Source organism: Leisingera sp. SA32 (assembly GCF_056033425.1).
In genome coordinates this window covers 1-16,472 of sequence record NZ_JBVYHB010000026.1, presented here as the reverse complement: position 1 = coordinate 16,472, position 16,472 = coordinate 1, and the positions used below count along the sequence as shown (strand labels likewise).

General features: G+C 63.9%; 10 protein-coding genes and 1 other annotated feature. Of the genes, 4 read left to right on the top strand and 6 right to left on the bottom strand.

The window, feature by feature from the left end; all coding sequences use genetic code 11:
• Positions 1–2: 2 nt before the first annotated feature.
• Positions 3–1,307 (top strand): dihydrolipoamide acetyltransferase family protein, encoded by a 1,305-nt coding sequence (locus AC0IPL_RS21410; RefSeq protein WP_474277218.1) that lies wholly within the window; start codon positions 3–5, stop codon positions 1,305–1,307.
• Positions 1,308–2,666: a dihydrolipoyl dehydrogenase gene (gene lpdA / locus AC0IPL_RS21405; protein WP_474277216.1), complete on the top strand. Its 1,359-nt coding sequence runs from the start codon at positions 1,308–1,310 to the stop codon at positions 2,664–2,666.
• Positions 2,667–2,745: 79 nt separating this feature from the next.
• On the opposite strand, the gene AC0IPL_RS21400 is transcribed toward lpdA, so the two are convergent.
• The 4 genes from AC0IPL_RS21400 to AC0IPL_RS21385 all read right to left on the bottom strand — a co-directional run bounded on the left by AC0IPL_RS21400 (position 2,746) and on the right by AC0IPL_RS21385 (position 8,046).
• A complete protein-coding gene (locus tag AC0IPL_RS21400) occupies positions 2,746–4,467 on the bottom strand; it encodes an OFA family MFS transporter (RefSeq protein WP_474277214.1) in 1,722 nt (573 codons plus the stop codon).
• A 260-nt stretch (positions 4,468–4,727) separates the two neighbouring features.
• Positions 4,728–6,326: a sensor histidine kinase gene (locus AC0IPL_RS21395; protein ID WP_474277212.1), complete on the bottom strand. Its 1,599-nt coding sequence runs from the start codon at positions 6,324–6,326 to the stop codon at positions 4,728–4,730.
• A 102-nt stretch (positions 6,327–6,428) separates the two neighbouring features.
• Positions 6,429–6,677, bottom strand: coding sequence for a hypothetical protein (locus AC0IPL_RS21390; RefSeq protein ID WP_474277210.1), 249 nt, complete (start codon positions 6,675–6,677; stop codon positions 6,429–6,431).
• A 10-nt stretch (positions 6,678–6,687) separates the two neighbouring features.
• Entirely contained in the window at positions 6,688–8,046 is a 1,359-nt protein-coding gene (locus AC0IPL_RS21385) for a sigma-54-dependent transcriptional regulator (RefSeq protein WP_474277208.1), read from the bottom strand.
• Positions 8,047–8,421: 375 nt separating this feature from the next.
• Between AC0IPL_RS21385 and AC0IPL_RS21380 the strand changes: the two genes are divergently transcribed.
• The gene (locus AC0IPL_RS21380) at positions 8,422–11,214 is read left to right on the top strand and encodes a bifunctional aconitate hydratase 2/2-methylisocitrate dehydratase (RefSeq protein ID WP_474277206.1); all 2,793 of its coding nucleotides are present in this window, start codon (positions 8,422–8,424) and stop codon (positions 11,212–11,214) included.
• Positions 11,215–11,356: 142 nt separating this feature from the next.
• Here the strand turns inward: AC0IPL_RS21380 and uvrB are convergent, their stop codons facing one another.
• Positions 11,357–13,555: an excinuclease ABC subunit UvrB gene (gene uvrB, locus AC0IPL_RS21375; RefSeq protein WP_474277204.1), complete on the bottom strand. Its 2,199-nt coding sequence runs from the start codon at positions 13,553–13,555 to the stop codon at positions 11,357–11,359.
• A 206-nt stretch (positions 13,556–13,761) separates the two neighbouring features.
• On the opposite strand from uvrB, the gene AC0IPL_RS21370 reads away from it, so the two are divergent.
• Positions 13,762–14,073 carry an ETC complex I subunit gene (locus AC0IPL_RS21370; RefSeq protein ID WP_474277202.1) on the top strand — a complete coding sequence of 104 codons (312 nt, stop codon included), beginning with the start codon at positions 13,762–13,764 and terminating at the stop codon, positions 14,071–14,073.
• A gap of 1,171 nt (positions 14,074–15,244) precedes the next feature.
• Here the strand turns inward: AC0IPL_RS21370 and AC0IPL_RS21365 are convergent.
• A protein-coding gene (locus tag AC0IPL_RS21365; RefSeq protein WP_474277200.1) for an IS3 family transposase occupies positions 15,245–16,472 on the bottom strand; the annotation gives its coding sequence in 2 pieces (ribosomal slippage) (positions 15,245–16,185 and positions 16,185–16,472; 1,229 coding nt annotated over the 2 pieces). This gene is flagged as partial in the annotation.
• Positions 16,076–16,192, bottom strand: a sequence feature (AL1L pseudoknot). Its footprint overlaps the gene before it by 117 nt.

Genomic DNA, 16,472 nt, shown 5'->3' with positions numbered 1-16,472 from the left:
CGATGGGTGTTTTTGCCATGCGCCTCCCCGATGTGGGGGAAGGCATTGCCGAGGCCGAGCTGACCGAATGGCACGTGAAGCCCGGCGACATCGTGCGCGAGGATGACATCCTGGCGGCGGTGATGACAGACAAGGCCGCGGTCGAGGTGCCTTCGTCGGTGGCGGGCAAGGTGCTGGAACTGGGCGGCGAGATCGGCGAGATGATGGCGATCGGCTCTGTGCTGGTCCGCATCGAGGTCGACGGCGCCGGGAACGAGAACGCCGATGCGGCAAAGGCGGCGGAAAAGCTCGCCGAACCCGCAGCCAAGCCTGACACCGCCAAACCGGCAGAACCGGAGGATGCGGCTGAAGCACCGGAGCCGGAGGCCAAGCCCGAACCCGCAGCCCCTGCCCCCGCGGCCAAGAAACCGGGCCACCGGCTGCCCGGTCCCGGCGGCAACAAACCGTTGGCCGCGCCCTCGGTGCGGGCGCGGGCGCGCTCCGAAGGGGTCGATCTGCGCCATGTGCCGGGCAGCGGCCCCGCCGGGCGCATCAGCCACGAGGATCTGGACAACTGGATTGCATCGGGCGGGATCCGGCAGGGCAGCGTGCAGCGCGGCCGCAATACCGGCGTCGAGGAAATCCGGGTCATCGGCATGCGCCGCAAGATTGCCGAGAAGATGGCGCTGTCGAAACGGCAGATCCCGCATATCACGATCGTCGAAGAGGTCGAGATGGGCGCGCTGGAGGACCTGCGCGCGGCGCTGAACAAGAAGCACGCGGGCGAACGCCCCAAGCTGACGCTGCTGCCGTTCCTGATGCGCGCGATTGTCGAGGCGGTGCGCGAGCAGCCCGGCCTGAACGCGCGTTTTGACGACGAGGCCGGGGTGATCCACCGCCACGGCGGCGTCCATATCGGCATTGCCACCCAGACGCCGCAGGGGCTGAACGTGCCGGTCGTGCACCACGCCGAGGCGGGCAGCCTGTGGGACAACGCCGGTGAGCTGGCCCGCCTGGCAGAAGCCGCGCGCGAAGGCTCGATCAAGCGCGAGGAGCTGTCGGGCGGCACCATCACCATCACCTCGCTCGGGGCCTTGGGGGCGATTGCCACCACGCCGATCATCAACCACCCGGAGGTGGCGATCGTCGGCGTCAACAAGATGCAGATCCGCCCCGTCTGGGACGGCCAGCAGTTCCAGCCGCGCAAGATGATGAACCTGTCGTGCTCCTTCGACCATCGCGTCGTCGATGGCTGGGATGCGGCGGTGTTCGTGCAGAAACTGAAAACCCTGCTGGAATCTCCGGCAATGCTGTTTGTCGAGGGCTGAATGACTGATCTGAAATGTAAACTGCTGATCATCGGTGCCGGGCCCGGCGGCTATGTCTGCGCCATCCGCGCAGGCCAGCTGGGCATCGACACCATCGTGGTGGACGCGGCCGCCCCCGGCGGCACCTGCCTGAACGTGGGCTGCATCCCCTCCAAGGCGCTGATCCACGCGGCGGATGAATTCCACAAGATCGCCCATGCGGACAGCGGCCCGCTGGGCATCACGGCCGGCACGCCGCAGATCGACCTTGCGAAAACCGTGGCCTGGAAAGACGGCATCGTCGACCGGCTGACCGGCGGCGTCGCCGGGCTGATGCGCAAGGCCGGGGCCAAGCTGGTCCAGGGCGAGGCGCGCTTTCTCGACGGCAAGACCGTGCAGGTGCGCAACGGCGAAACCGAGACCCGCATCCGGGCCGAGCGCATCGTGATTGCCTCCGGCTCGGCCCCGGTGGAGCTGCCGTTCCTTCCCTTTGGCGGCGACATCCTGTCCTCCACCGAGGCGCTGTCGCTGACGGAGGTGCCCGAGACCATGGCGGTGGTCGGCGCCGGCTATATCGGGCTGGAGCTGGGCACGGTCTTTGCCAAGCTGGGCACCAAGGTCACCATCGTCGAGGCCGAGGGCAGCATCCTGCCCGCCTACGACAAGGCGCTGACCCGGCCAGTCGCCAAGCGGCTCGAAGAGCTGGGCGTGACCGTGCTGACCGGCGCCAAGGCCAGCGGCCACGCGGACGGGGTGCTCGCGACCAGTGCGGGCGACGTCGCCGCGGAGAAGGTGCTGGCCACCGTCGGCCGTCGCCCCCGCACCGCCGGCATCGGCATCGATGAGCTGGCGCTGACCCTGAACGGCCCCTTCATCCGCATCGACAAGACCTGCCAGACCTCGATGCGCGGGATCTACGCCATCGGTGACGTGACCGGCGAGCCGATGCTGGCCCACCGCGCCATGGCGCAGGGCGAAATGGTCGCCGAACATGTCGCGGGCCATGCGGTCGACTGGGATAAACGCGCGATTCCGGCGGTCTGTTTCACCGATCCCGAGATCGTCACCTGTGGCGCCCTGCCGGGCGAGATTGAGGGCAGCAAGGCGACCGATTTCCCCTTTGCCGCCAATGGCCGCGCCATGACCACCGAGCGCGAAGACGGTTTCATCCGCGTCGTCTGGCGCGAGGCGGATCACGCGGTGCTGGGCATTCAGGCCGTCGGCGCAGGGATCTCGGAAATGTCGGCAGCGTTTTCGCTGGCTATTGAGATGGGCGCCTGTCTGCAAGACATCGGCGCGACGATCCACGCGCATCCGACCCAGTCCGAGGGCCTGCAAGAGGCCTGCCTGCGCGCCCTGGGACAGGCGCTGCATATCTGACCGCGGCGGCGCGCGCCACGCATAGATAAGGCCGGGACGCTGTGCAGCGCCCCGGCCTTTTTTGTTCGCATAGGCTTTGTTACTCGCCCGGAACCGCCTGCAGCTCCGGCTCGTCGTGATGGTGATGCGCCTTCACCGGCCGCATGAACAGGTTGGCGAAGAAGGCCACCACCAGCAGCGCCGCCATGCAGTACATCGTGGTGTTATACAGGCTCGGCGTCGGATCGACGGTGCCCGCGGGGGCGATCTCCATCAGCCTGGCGATGGTCACGGTCTTGGCCGCCACCAGCTGGTCCAGCTGCGCCACCGGCGCGCCGAACTTCTCGGCAAAGGCGGCGGGGTCAATCCGCGCGGCCAGATCCTGCACCGCGCTGTTCACCGACATCTGCCGCAGCGAGGTGATGGCCAGCGGTCCCAGCACGCCCGCGGTCGACCAGGCGGTTAGCAGTCGGCCGTGGATGCCGCCCACATGCATGGTGCCGAACATATCCGCCAGATAGGCCGGGATGGTGGCAAAGCCGCCGCCATACATCGAGAAGATCAGCATGGTCGCCAGGTAGAAGCCGCCAAGGTACAGCAGCGAGGGGTTGGCCGCCGCCGCCGAGGCGAAATAGGGGATCGACAGGTACAGCGCCGTGCCCAGCACGAAGAAGCACATGTAGGTCGCCTTGCGCCCGATGTAGTCGGAGGTCGAGGCCCAGAAGAACCGCCCGACCATGTTGAAGACCGAAATCATCAGCACGTAGGTCGAGGCAAAGGCCGCCGTGGCCACCAGCGGCATCACCGAGCCGAAGATCTCGGACATCATCGTCTTGGCGACGCCGATCACGCCGATGCCGACGGTCACGTTGAAGCACAGCATCACCCACAGCTGCCAGAACTGCGGCGTCTTCAGCGCCTGGTCGATATGCACGTTGTTCTGAGTCACCAGCCCCGAGGCTGCGGGCTTTGGCGCCCAGCCTTCAGGGGCCCAGTCCTTGGCCGGAACCCGGTACTGGAAGGCGGCCAGGATCATCACCACGAAATAGACGATGCCCAGCGTCAGGAAGGTCTGCGCCGCACCGGTGCTGCCGGTGCCGACCACATAGGCGCCCGCTTCGCCGCCGAAGGGGGCTGCCTGCGCGGCGCTGGCGATCACCACCTCGACCTTGCCTTGCGCAGTTTCGGCAAAGACCCGGCCACCTTCGACCACGGTCTGCACCGCATCCTGCGCGCCCAGATAGGTCGGCGCGGTGGAAAACAGCTCCAGCAGCCAGCCCTTGACCGGGGCCGCGATCATCGCGCCGCCGCCAAAGCCCATGATCGCCATGCCGGTGGCCATGCCGCGGCGGTCCGGGAACCAGCGGATCAGCGTCGACACTGGCGAGACATAGCCAAGGCCCAGCCCGCAGCCGCCCAGCACCCCGTAGCCGAGGTAGACCAGCCACAGCTGATGGCTGGAGATGCCGAAGGAGCCGACGATGAAACCGCCGCCCCAGAGGATCGCCGCCACGACGCCGACCATGCGGGGGCCGACTTCCTCGAGCCACTTGCCCGCAAAGGCAGCCGCGAGGCCGAGGCAGACGATGGCGACCGAGAAGATCCAGACCACCGAGCCGAGGCTCCAGTCATCGGCGCTGGAGGCGACAACGCCCAGCTCGCGGGTCAGCGGCGGGTTGAACACCGACCAGGCGTAGACCGAGCCGATGCACAGGTGGATGGCGATGGAAGCCGGCGGCACGCGCCAGCGGTTGAAGCCGGGTTCGGCGATGATGTGGCGTTTGTGCAGAATGCCCAGCCCGCCGGGTGATGGGTTGCTCATATAACTTCCTCCCTGGTGCTTGCAGCCGCCACTGCCGTGCCCCGCGCTCTCCCAAAGCGGCATTTCAGGGACGACATGCGACAGCGTGCTGACGCTTGACAAAGGCGGGGAAGGCCCCAACATGTCAATAATTAATTTAGTTATAACAATGGCTTATCGTAACAATCCGTCCAACAATGCGGACGCGGAATGGCCAGAACGGGACATTCTGTCCCGCCGCGGATCAGCCGCCACGCCGAATTTGCGTCAAAATGTCCGGATCAGCCCTGTTCGGGCTCTGGGAGAAAAATTTCGAAGCGACTGCCCTGCCCCGGCTCTGAGCGCACGGTGATCTGGCCGCCGGCCCGACTCAGCAATTGCTGGCTGATCGACAGGCCCAGCCCGGTGCCACGCGCCTGTTTGGTGGTGAAGAAGGGATCGAAAATCCGCCCCAGCACATCCTTGGGAATGCCGGTGCCGCTGTCCTCGACCGCCATCAGAACGCCGCCGCCTTCCGCGTCGCGGGCCTCCAGCCGCAGGGTGCCGCCGCCGGGCATCGCCTGCACCGCGTTGCGGATGAGGTTGACCAGGACCTGCTGCAGCTCGGTCCGCGACATCCGCACCTGCCGCTGGCTGTGCAGGTCGGCTTCCACCGCAACCGCCGCTTGATCGATCTGGTGGCGGGTCAGCACCAGGCAGTCGGCCAAGACCTCTGCCGGTGCGATCAGGCCGGAGGTACCGGAGTATTCCTCTGGCCGGGCAAATTGCAGCAGTTTCGACACGATCACCCCGATCCGGTAGACCTGATCGTCGATCAGGCGGAACTCCTCCTCGACCGGTTGCGCACAGTCGCCCAGCGTCATTCGCGCCACGTCCAGATTGCCCTGGATCACCGCCACGGGGTTGTTGATCTCATGCGCGACAGAGGCGGCGATTTCGCCGACCGCCGCCAGCTTTTCCGAGATCACCAGCCGCTCGGTGGTCTGCTCCAGCCGCCGGTTGGCCTCGCGCAGGTCGCGCGTGCGTTCCTCCACCTTGGCCTCCAGGCTTTCGCCCCAATGGCGCAGCTGCCGGTCGCGCTCTTGCAGCTGGTCCAGCAGGTCATCCAGATGCGCCGCCACCTGGGCGATCTCGCCGCCATCGCGGGGCTGGGCATTGCGGGCGGTCAGATCGCCCTGCTCCACCCGCGCGATGGTGCGCGTCATCGCCTCCAGCGGGCGGAAGATGCGGCCCGCCCAGCGCAGGAAGATCGGTACCGACAGCGCCGCGATCAGTAAAAACGCCCCGGTCAGCGTCAGCACCAGCTCTTGGCGCGCCTGGCGGAAGGGGGTTTCCAGAAACCCGACATAGAGCATGCCAACGCGCTCCCCCCGGCTGTCGAGGATCGGCTCATAGGCGGAGATGTACCAGTCGTTGACCACGAAGGCGCGGTCGAGCCAGATCTGCCCCTGCCCCAGCACCTGCGCGCGCACCGCGGCGGAAACCCGCGTGCCCAGCGCCCGGACGTTTTCGAACAGGCGCACATTGGTCGAGATCCGGACGTCCTCGAGGAACAGCGTGGCGGTGCCCTGGCTGCCCTCCGGCAGGCCCTGCTCGCGGTAGACCAGCGCGTTGATGGTGTCGATGAAATCGAGGTTGCGGTTCAGCAGCTTGCCGCCCGCCAGCAGCCGCAGCTGCCCGTCCGGCAGGGTCACCGGCGCGGCGGAGTGGATCACCATGCCGCGGGTCTCTGCCGTGCGGTCCGTCGGCACCGCGGCCTCGGTCGGCACCAGCGGGATGGCGGCGCGGGCGGCAAGGCCCGGCGCCAGCGCGTCGAGCTGGGGGGCGGCAAAGATGTCCACCGCGCTGTGCCGCTGCCCGTCCAAAGCGCGGCGCAGCACCGGCCAGTCCGCCGGATCAAAGCCCGCGCGGCCCTCCGGCCCGGCCAGATACAGGAAATCCAGCCCCAGCCGGATCCGCTCCTGCTCCAGAAAGTCCTGCGCCTACCCGGAGGCCAGCGCCGCGCGGAAACGTACCGACTGGGCGACCGCGTCCAGCTGCTCGCCCGAGGTGTCGACCAGCCGGGCCAGATACTGGTCGGCGATGGTCAGATCGCCGGTGACCTTGCTGATCAGCAGCCCGTCGACCTTGTCCGACCAGCGCCACATGGTGCCGCCCAGCAGCAAGGGCAGCAGCACCAGCATCGGCAGCAGCGCGATGACCAGCAGCCGCACCCGGACGGCTCGCAGCATCTGCACGGGCCTACAGCGCCCAGGCCGCGCATTTGCGGTCGATGGTCTTGCGCGAGACCCCCAGCTGCCGCGCCGCCGCGCTGCGATTGCCGCCCAGCGCCTCCAGCGCCTGCAGGATCTCGCGGCGCTCCACCTCCTCCAGCGGGGTGATGCCAGAGGGCGGCGGCGCGGGTGTCAACGTGTCCAGCGGGAAGGTGCCGAAGATCAGCGAGCGTTCGATGAAATTGCGCAGCTCGCGGATATTGCCCGGCCAGTCGTGGCGCAGCAGGGCCGATTTCACCGGCGCGGTCAGCGCAAGCGGCGGCAGCTGCATCTGCGCCGCCATCTCGCTCAGGAACAGCTCTGCCAATGCCAGCACGTCGGTGTCGCGCTCGGACAGTGGCGGCATATCGACTTCAACAACGTTGATGCGGAACAGCAGATCTTCACGGAAGCGCCCCTGCGCCACCGCCTCGGTCAGGGAACGGCTGGAGCTCATCGCGAAGCGCACGTCCAGCTGCACCAGCCGTTCGGTGCCAACAGGGCGAATGCGACCGTCCTCCAGTACCCGCAGCAGCGCGCTCTGGGCGGAGGGGCTGAGCTCACTGATCTCGTCAAAAAAGACGGTGCCACCCTGGGCCGAGGCCAGCAGCCCCTCGCGCCCGGCAGGGGCACCTGGCACCGCACCCGGCGCGTGGCCAAACAGTTCATATTCAATCATCTCGGCCGGGATGGCGCCGCATTGCACCGGCACAAACGGCCCGTCGGCGCGGGGGGAATGGGCGTGCAGATGCCGCGCTGCGACCTCCTTGCCGGTGCCGGACGCGCCGGTAATCAGCACCGGGGTCATCAGCCCCTGCACCCGCCCCAGCAGATCGCGCACGCGCGTGACAGCCGCGGACTGGCCGACCAGTTCGCGGCGGCGGCGGCGGCCAAGGCCGACGGTTTCCAGCTCGCGGCGCAGCAGCATGTTCTCCCGCTTCAGCCGGGCGGTTTCGATGCAGCGGCGCAGCGCGTTCAAGATCTGGTTGGAGCGAAACGGCTTGAGCACGAAATCCGATGCCCCGGCGCGCAAGGCATCAATCGCGGTTTGCAGATCGGCGTAGGCGGTGATCAGGATGGTATCGGTAAATCCACCGGCGCTGCGTTGATCGGCCAGCCAGTCCAGCCCCTTCTGCCCCGGCATGATGTTGTCGAGGATCATAACGTCATACTGCTGCGCATCCAGACAGGCGCGGGCGGCCTCGGTGTTGTCGGCCTCGTCGACCCGCTGGCACAGCGGGCGCAGGGTCTTGACCAGAAAGTTGCGCATGCCCGGCTCGTCATCGACGATCAGGATGCTGGCCTGCGCCAGCGGGTCGGTGAGCCGTGCCGTGTCTGTCTGGGTCATGCCTGTCGTTCTTTGATGGGACGACCGGGCCACACGCCCCGCCTGCTGCGCATTTTTATGAGAAGCCGAACCGGTTTCGTAAAGGTCGCGCGTGTCCGGTGCCCCGAATTGCGCGCCGCGTCTGAAACAGGTCGCTTTCGTTCAGGCGGTATTTACGGCCTCCTGCTATGGCAGGCGAACCGGGTGCGAACGGGTCCGGGCTCCGCAGCCGGTTTGAAGGTCGGCGATGGACGCTGAGGCATCTTGCCACTGCGGGATGGCTTGCAACCCGGTCCACCATGGTATACTGCCGCATACAATCAGCTTCCCGGACACGGCAGCCTGTCTGCGGTCCGGGGCTCAAGCTTCATCTAACGCTTACTCGCCGGGATAGCCATGAGCCTCTATACAGATTATTTGAACGAGATCGAAACGCGCAAAGAACAGGGCCTGAGCCCCAAGCCCATCGACGATGGCGCATTGCTGGAGGAACTGGTTGCCCAGATCAAGGATCAGGACAACGAGCACCGCGCGGACAGCCTGAAATTCTTTATCTACAACACTCTGCCCGGCACCACCGGCGCGGCTGGGGTCAAGGCTGCCTTCCTCAAGGAGATCATCCTGGGGCAAGCCGAGGTTGCGGAAATCTCTGTCGAATTTGCCTTTGAGCTGCTGTCTCACATGAAGGGCGGCCCCTCGGTTCGGGTGCTTCTGGATCTGGCGCTCGGCGACGATCAGGCGATTGCCAACCAGGCCGCCGAAGTTCTGAAGACCCAGGTTTTCCTGTATGAGGCCGACACCGACCGTCTGGAAGACGCCTTCAAGGCGGGCAACCCGATCGCCCGCGAGATCCTGGAAAGCTATGCCGACGCGGAATTCTTCACCAAGCTGCCCGACATCGATGAAGAGATCAAAGTGGTCACCTATATCGCCGGCGAAGGCGATATTTCCACCGACCTGCTGTCGCCCGGCAACCAGGCGCATTCGCGCTCTGACCGGGAATTGCACGGCAAGTGCATGATCTCGGAAAAGGCACAGCAGGAAATCGAAGCGCTGAAGCTGCAGCACCCCGACAAACGGGTTATGCTGATCGCGGAAAAAGGCACAATGGGTGTCGGCTCCTCGCGGATGTCCGGCGTCAACAACGTGGCGCTGTGGACCGGCAAGCAGGCCAGCCCCTATGTGCCCTTTGTGAACTTCGCGCCGATCGTCGCGGGCACCAACGGCATCTCGCCGATCTTCCTGACCACCGTGGGCGTGACCGGCGGCATCGGTCTGGACCTGAAAAACTGGGTCAAGAAAACCGGCGAGGACGGCGCGCCGATCCTGAACAACGATGGCAACCCCATTCTTGAACAGAAGTATTCGGTTGAAACCGGCACCGTGCTGACCATCAACAGCAAGACCAAGAAGCTGTACAACGAGGACGGCTCCAAGGAGCTGGTGGACGTCTCCGGCGCCTTTACCCCGCAGAAGATGGAATTCATGAAGGCGGGTGGCTCTTACGCCATCGTCTTTGGCAAGAAGTTGCAGACATTCGCCTGCGAGACCCTGGGCATTGAGCTGAAGTCGGCCTTTGCCCCCTCCAAGGAAGTCAGCCACGAGGGCCAGGGCCTGACCGCGGTTGAAAAGATCTTCAACAAAAACGCCCGCGGCTCCACGCCGGGCAAGGTGCTGCACGCCGGCTCCGACGTGCGTGTACAGGTCAACATCGTGGGTTCGCAGGACACCACCGGCCTGATGACCGCCCAGGAACTGGAAGCGATGGCGGCAACCGTCCTGTCGCCGTCCGTCGACGGCGCTTATCAGTCGGGCTGCCACACCGCCTCGGTCTGGGATCAGAAGGCACAGGCCAACACGCCGCGTCTGATGAAGTTCATGAACGACTTCGGCCTGGTGACCGCCCGTGACCCCAAGGGCAAATATCACGCGATGACCGACGTGATCCACAAGGTGCTGAACGACATCACCGTGGACGACTGGGCCATCATCATCGGCGGCGACAGCCACACCCGCATGTCCAAGGGCGTGGCCTTTGGGGCCGACTCCGGCACCGTGGCGCTGGCGCTGGCCACCGGCGAGGCGTCGATGCCGATTCCGGAATCGGTCAAGGTGACCTTCAAGGGCAAGATGGCGGACCACATGGACTTCCGCGACGTGGTGCATGCCACCCAGCTGCAAATGCTGGAACAGCACGGCGACAACGTCTTCCAGGGCCGCATCATCGAGGTGCATATCGGCACCCTGCTGGCCGACCAGGCCTTTACCTTCACCGACTGGACCGCAGAGATGAAGGCCAAGGCCTCGATCTGCATCTCCAACGACGACACCCTGATCGAAAGCCTGAAGCTGGCCAAGCACCGTATCCAGATCATGATCGACAAGGGCATGGAGCATGAAAACGGCATGCTGCACAAACTGGTCGGCCTAGCCGACAAGCGCATCGCCGAAATCCGCTCGGGTGAACAGCCCGCGCTGGCGCCCGACGACAACGCCAAGTATTTCGCCGAAGTGGTGGTCGACCTCGACAAGATCAACGAGCCGATGATCGCCGACCCGGACGTCAACAACGCCGATGTCTCCAAGCGCTATACCCACGACACCATCCGCCCGATTTCCTACTACAGGGCGGAAAAGAAGGTCGACCTGGGCTTTGTCGGCTCCTGCATGGTGCATAAGGGCGATATCAAGATCGTCGCCCAGATGCTGAAAAACATCGAAAAGGCCAACGGCAAGGTGGAGTTCAAGGCCCCGCTGGTGGTCGCCGCGCCGACCTACAACATCATCGACGAGATGAAGGAAGAAGGCGACTGGGAAATCCTCCAGCGCTACTCCGGCTTTGAGTTCGATGACTTCATGCCCAAGAGCAAGGCCCGCACCGAGTACGAGAATATCCTGTATCTCGAACGTCCGGGCTGCAACCTTTGCATGGGCAACCAGGAAAAGGCAGCCAAGGGCGATACGGTTCTGGCGACCTCGACCCGGCTGTTCCAGGGCCGCGTGGTGGAAGACAGCACCGAGAAGAAAGGCGAGAGCCTGCTGGCCTCGACCCCTGTGGTGGTGCTGTCGGCAATCCTCGGCCGCACCCCCACGGTCGAGGAATACAAGACTGCCGTCGACGGCATCGACCTGACCAAATTCGCGCCGCCGATGGAAACCCCGGCGGGCACCCGGTCGGTCCACTTCTGATCCAACGCGCGGCGGCGTCTCGTTGCGCCGCCCGCGAAGCTGACAAACGACCTCGCAAACGAAACCGGGCAGGTGCATCCACCTGCCCGGTTTTTTGTTGTCCGCATCACAGGGTCAGAGATGCAAGCGCCCCTCCCCCGCCTCAGGAATACTTCTTCTGCGACTTGCCCCGGTACGCCCGTGTGCCGGCCTTCCCCGCGGTGGAACGCCCGCGGGATTTGACCGCCGCGTCAGTCGCCGCGTCCACCGCCGATTGCCGCGCCAGCGGATCGTCGGAGATCGCCAGATCCACCGCCTCCAGCCGCTTGACCTCGTCGCGCAAGCGGGCGGCCTCTTCGAACTCCAGGTTTTCGGCCGCCTTGCGCATCTGCTCCCGCAGACCCGCCAGATGCGCCTCCAGGTTGGCGCCATGCATCGGCTTGTCCACCGTAGCGGTGACGCGGTTCATGTCCACATCCCCCTGGTAGAGACCAGCCAGCACATCTTCGACGTTTTTCTTGACCGTCGCCGGGGTGATGCCGTGTTCCGTGTTGTAGGCGATCTGTTTTTCACGGCGGCGGTTGGTCTCGCCAATCGCACGTTCCATCGACCCGGTGATGCGGTCGGCATACATGATAACCCGGCCGTCGGCGTTACGCGCGGCGCGGCCGATGGTCTGGATCAATGAGGTCTCCGAGCGCAGGAAGCCTTCCTTGTCGGCGTCCAGAATGGCGACCAGCCCGCATTCGGGAATATCCAGCCCCTCGCGCAAGAGGTTGATCCCGATCAGCACGTCAAAGGCCCCGAGGCGCAGATCGCGCAGGATCTCGATCCGCTCCAGCGTGTCGATGTCAGAGTGCATGTAACGCACCTTGATGCCCTGCTCGTGCAGGTATTCGGTCAGATCCTCAGCCATGCGTTTGGTCAGCGTGGTGACCAGCGTGCGATAGCCATTGGCAGAGACCTTGCGGATCTCGTCCAGCAGGTCATCCACCTGCATATCAACCGGGCGGATCTCCACCTCCGGGTCCAGCAGGCCGGTGGGGCGGATCACCTGTTCGGTAAAGACGCCGCCCGCCTGCTCCAGTTCCCAGTTGGACGGGGTCGCGGAGACAAAGACCGACTGCGGGCGCATGGCGTCCCATTCCTCGAATTTCAGCGGTCGGTTGTCCATGCAGCTGGGCAGACGAAAACCATGCTCAGCCAAGGTATACTTGCGCCGGTGGTCACCCTTGTACATGCCGCCAATCTGCGGAACGGAGACGTGGGATTCATCCGCAAAAACAATGGCATTGTCAGGGATAAACTCGAACAGCGTCGGCGGCGGCTCGCCCGGGGCACGCCCCGTCAGATAGCGCGAGTAGTTCTCGATTCCGTTGCAATGGCTGGTGGCCTCCAGCATCTCGATGTCGAAATTGCAGCGCTGTTCCAGCCGCTGCGCCTCCAGCAGCTTACCCTCGCCGGTCAGCTGCTCCAGCCGCTGTTTCAGCTCTTGTTTGATCGAGATGATCGCCTGCCGCAGCGTCGGCTTGGGGGTGACGTAGTGCGAATTCGCGTAGATCCGGATCTGGTCGAAACTGCCGGTTTTCTCCCCCGTCAGCGGGTCGAATTCGGTGATCGTTTCCAGCTCCTCGCCAAAGAAAGACAGCTTCCAGGCGCGGTCTTCCAAGTGGGCGGGAAAGATCTCCAGCGTGTCGCCGCGCACTCGGAAGGAGCCGCGCTGAAAGGCGTGGTCGTTGCGCTTGTACTGCTGGGCCACCAGATCCGCCATGATCTGGCGCTGGTCGTACATCTCGCCCGCCTTCAGGTCCTGGGTCATAGCAGAGTAGGTCTCAACCGAGCCGATGCCGTAGATGCAGGACACGGAGGCAATGATGATGACATCATCGCGCTCCAGCAGCGCGCGGGTGGCAGAGTGGCGCATCCGGTCGATCTGCTCGTTGATCTGGCTTTCCTTCTCGATGAAGGTGTCGGAGCGCGGCACATAGGCCTCGGGCTGGTAGTAGTCGTAGAACGACACAAAGTATTCCACCGCATTGTCTGGGAAGAAGCCTTTGAATTCGCCGTAGAGCTGCGCCGCCAGCGTCTTGTTAGGGGCGAGGATGATCGCCGGGCGCTGGGTCTCTTCGATCACCTTGGCCATGGTGAAGGTCTTGCCGGTGCCGGTGGCCCCCAGCAGCACCTGATCGCGCTCGCCCTCCAGCACGCCTTGCGACAGTTCGCGGATCGCTGTCGGCTGATCGCCCGCCGGGTCAAAGCTGGTGTGCATGACAAACCGCTTGCCGCCTTCCAGCTTGGGCCGCTGCTGCGGCGCGCGCTGGGTCATCATCGGCATCGACTTGTCGGAATGGGCATAAGGCATCGGGCGTCTCCAGTGGCGGCTGGCGCAGATCTTGGTCTGTTCTCGTTCCGTTTCAAGGGGGAACTGCACAAAAGCCGCGCAAACAGCTGTGGTATCGGCGCAAATCCGATGAAACCGCGGCATTTGCCACCTTGCCGCACGGCGGCTTCCGGCGCATAAATGCGCGAGCATCAGGATTCATCTTTCAGATCATCAGGAGATCGCCCATGCAAGCGCGGATTTACCGGCCAGCACGCAATGCCATGACCTCGGGCATGGCCAAGACGCGGAAATGGCTTCTGGATTTCGCCCCCACCACGGCGCGCGAAGTCGACCCGCTGATGGGCTGGACCTCCTCCTCCGACACCCAAAGCCAGGTGCGCCTGCGGTTTGAGACCAAGGAGGCGGCGCTGGAGTATGCCGCCGATCACGGCATCGACGCCCAGGTGATCGAGCCCAAAGCGCGCAAGGCGAACATCCGTCCCGGCGGCTATGGCGACAATTTCGCCACCTCGCGCCGCGGCCCCTGGACCCACTGAGCGTGTAAATCGGGGCAAAGTTGTCTCGGAATCGGGGCAAGGATGTCGCGACGTCGAGCTATAATCAACATGTAGGGAGCTCACGGGGCGCCCTGTCTACTTCTGGTGAGGCTGCGGCGGCAGTTGCAAATCGGGATCAAGTTGCAGCCGGATGGTCCACAAGACCCGGCAGGCGCAATTTTCTAAGGATTGAAACCGAGCCAGAGGGTGCCCTTTTGGGTTTAAAACTTGAGCAATTCCCAGGCGCGAACATCAATCAGAGTTCAGGGTTTACGCCAAATTTTCGGCAAGGCATCCGGTAAAGCGGCTCAGTAACACCCATGCCTCGCCAGCATCGGCGCCCTCTCTTGTGACGGACTACTCCTGAGCGGCGGCAATAGCGCGACCGGTCTTGCTGTCAGTTCCATTGTTCAGCTACTTCGGGTGACGGCGCCATACCCCTGGGGCTGATTTTACACGTTGCTGCCATCCGTGCTTTGCGAAGCTTCCGCCCGTAGCAGGCGCAACAAATCCCGGCAGCCCTCCATAGCTGCCGTCCAGAGAGACGTGGCAGCCTTGGCTGATGCCGGGGTCGGCACCAAGGGGACCGCGAAGCGCAGATAGAGATCTTTGCAAAGTCTTGGGTTCTGCCAGCCAGGCGGCCGCCCTACGCTGCATGAGCACCAAAAGATGCCGCCGTTCAACGAGACTGCCGCCGTCACATACCATCTATCGTCCGCTCAGCGCAGATAGCGACTTTTACAAAGTCTTGGTTTCGGCGAACTAGGCGGCGATTTCATGCTGCACGAGCATGAAAGGAGCAGACCTTCGCCGCAGGTGTAGCCACCAACCATCATCGAACGTAAGGGATGCGGGACAAAGTGAGCTTTCGCTGCGACTGATCCAATGACCGCTTGCGAATCTTAGAACTCAGCTTTCACCCAACTGTTCTTGAATCACATCCAATTCTATGAGGATGTATTCGAGGTTTCTATGGATCAATTCGAATTTCTCAGTTGGCATTTGTACCGTTTGCAAAGCTATGTGATTGGTCCTGTCATCGCGAGTGTGCCTCTTGATGAACTTACAGACTAATTGCCCCTCCTCAGTAACCCATAACCCATAACCCATAACCCATAACCCATGAGCAAACTGAACCGCGCCGGGTTTGCCGGAGGCTGATTTCAGTTAGTTACGCGGCTCGTGCCTCAGTTTCCAGAGCGGCGTAGAAATTGGCCTCTGCTTCTGCCGGCGGAATGTTCCCGATAGGCTCGAGCAGACGGCGGTTGTTGAACCAGTCCACCCATTCGAGTGTTGCGTATTCCACCGCTTCGAAGTTTCGCCAAGGACCGCGGCGGTGAATGACCTCGGCCTTGAAGAGACCGTTGATCGTTTCGGCCAGCGCGTTGTCATAGCTGTCCCCAACGCTGCCGACAGAGGGCTCGATACCAGCTTCTCCCAACCGCTCTGTGTACTTGATCGACAGGTATTGGCTGCCGCGGTCGGAGTGGTGAACAAGCCCCATCGCCTTTGTCGGCCGCCGCTCGTGAACAGCCTGCTCCAGCGCATCGAGAACGAACCCGGCATGCGCCGAGGTGCTGACACGCCAACCAACGATCTTGCGGGCATAGGCATCGACAACGAAGGCGACATAGGTGAACCCCTTCCAGGTGGCGACATAGGTGAAATCGCTCACCCGGAGCATATTTGGAGCAGGCACCCGGAATTGCCGGTTCACTTTATCCAGCGGGCATGGGGCCTTCTTGTCGGGCACAGTCGTCTTGTGCGGCTTGCCCCGGATGATACCTTGAATACCCATGCTCCTCATCAGCCGGGCGACCGTGCAGCGGGCGACGTCGAAACCTTCCCGTTGCAATTGCCGCCAGACCTTCCGCACGCCATAGACTCGCCAGTTCTCTTCGAAAACCCGCCGGATCTCGGGCCGCAATGCCGCGTCACGCCGGGCACGGTCCGACCACCGGGCCGGATCAGCCCGCTTCGCCAGGTGGTCGTAATACGTGGAAGGGGCAATCGGCAGGACAGTGCAGATCGGCTCGACCCCATACTCCGCGCGATGCATGTCGATAAATGACACCATCACTTCGACCGGCGGTCGAGCTCCGCCATCGCAAAATACGCTGATGCCTTGCGGAGGATCTCGTTCGCCTGGCGCAGCTCGCGGTTCTCCCGCTCCAGCGCCTTCAGTTTGTCGGCCACATCGGTTGGAACGCCCGCCCGCTTGCCGCTGTCGACCTCTGCCTTCTTCACCCACTCATTCAGAGTGTGCGCCGAACAGCCGATCTTCGCGGAGATCGACATGATCGCCTGCCAGCGGGAACTGTGCTGGCCCTGGTTGTCCAGCACCAGGCGCACCGCACGCTCGCGAACCTCAGAAGAATACTTGTTTGTTGTCTTGCTCA

Excerpts from the sequence above, each read along its gene's own strand:
- AC0IPL_RS21410 (WP_474277218.1), top strand. The coding sequence starts at position 3 with ATGGGTGTTTTTGCCATGCGCCTCCCCGATGTGGGGGAAGGCATTGCC.
- lpdA (WP_474277216.1), top strand. The coding sequence starts at position 1,308 with ATGACTGATCTGAAATGTAAACTGCTGATCATCGGTGCCGGGCCCGGC.
- AC0IPL_RS21400 (WP_474277214.1), bottom strand. The coding sequence starts at position 4,467 with ATGAGCAACCCATCACCCGGCGGGCTGGGCATTCTGCACAAACGCCAC.
- AC0IPL_RS21390 (WP_474277210.1), bottom strand. The coding sequence starts at position 6,677 with ATGCTGCGAGCCGTCCGGGTGCGGCTGCTGGTCATCGCGCTGCTGCCG.
- AC0IPL_RS21385 (WP_474277208.1), bottom strand. The coding sequence starts at position 8,046 with ATGACCCAGACAGACACGGCACGGCTCACCGACCCGCTGGCGCAGGCC.
- AC0IPL_RS21380 (WP_474277206.1), top strand. The coding sequence starts at position 8,422 with ATGAGCCTCTATACAGATTATTTGAACGAGATCGAAACGCGCAAAGAA.
- uvrB (WP_474277204.1), bottom strand. The coding sequence starts at position 13,555 with ATGCCTTATGCCCATTCCGACAAGTCGATGCCGATGATGACCCAGCGC.
- AC0IPL_RS21370 (WP_474277202.1), top strand. The coding sequence starts at position 13,762 with ATGCAAGCGCGGATTTACCGGCCAGCACGCAATGCCATGACCTCGGGC.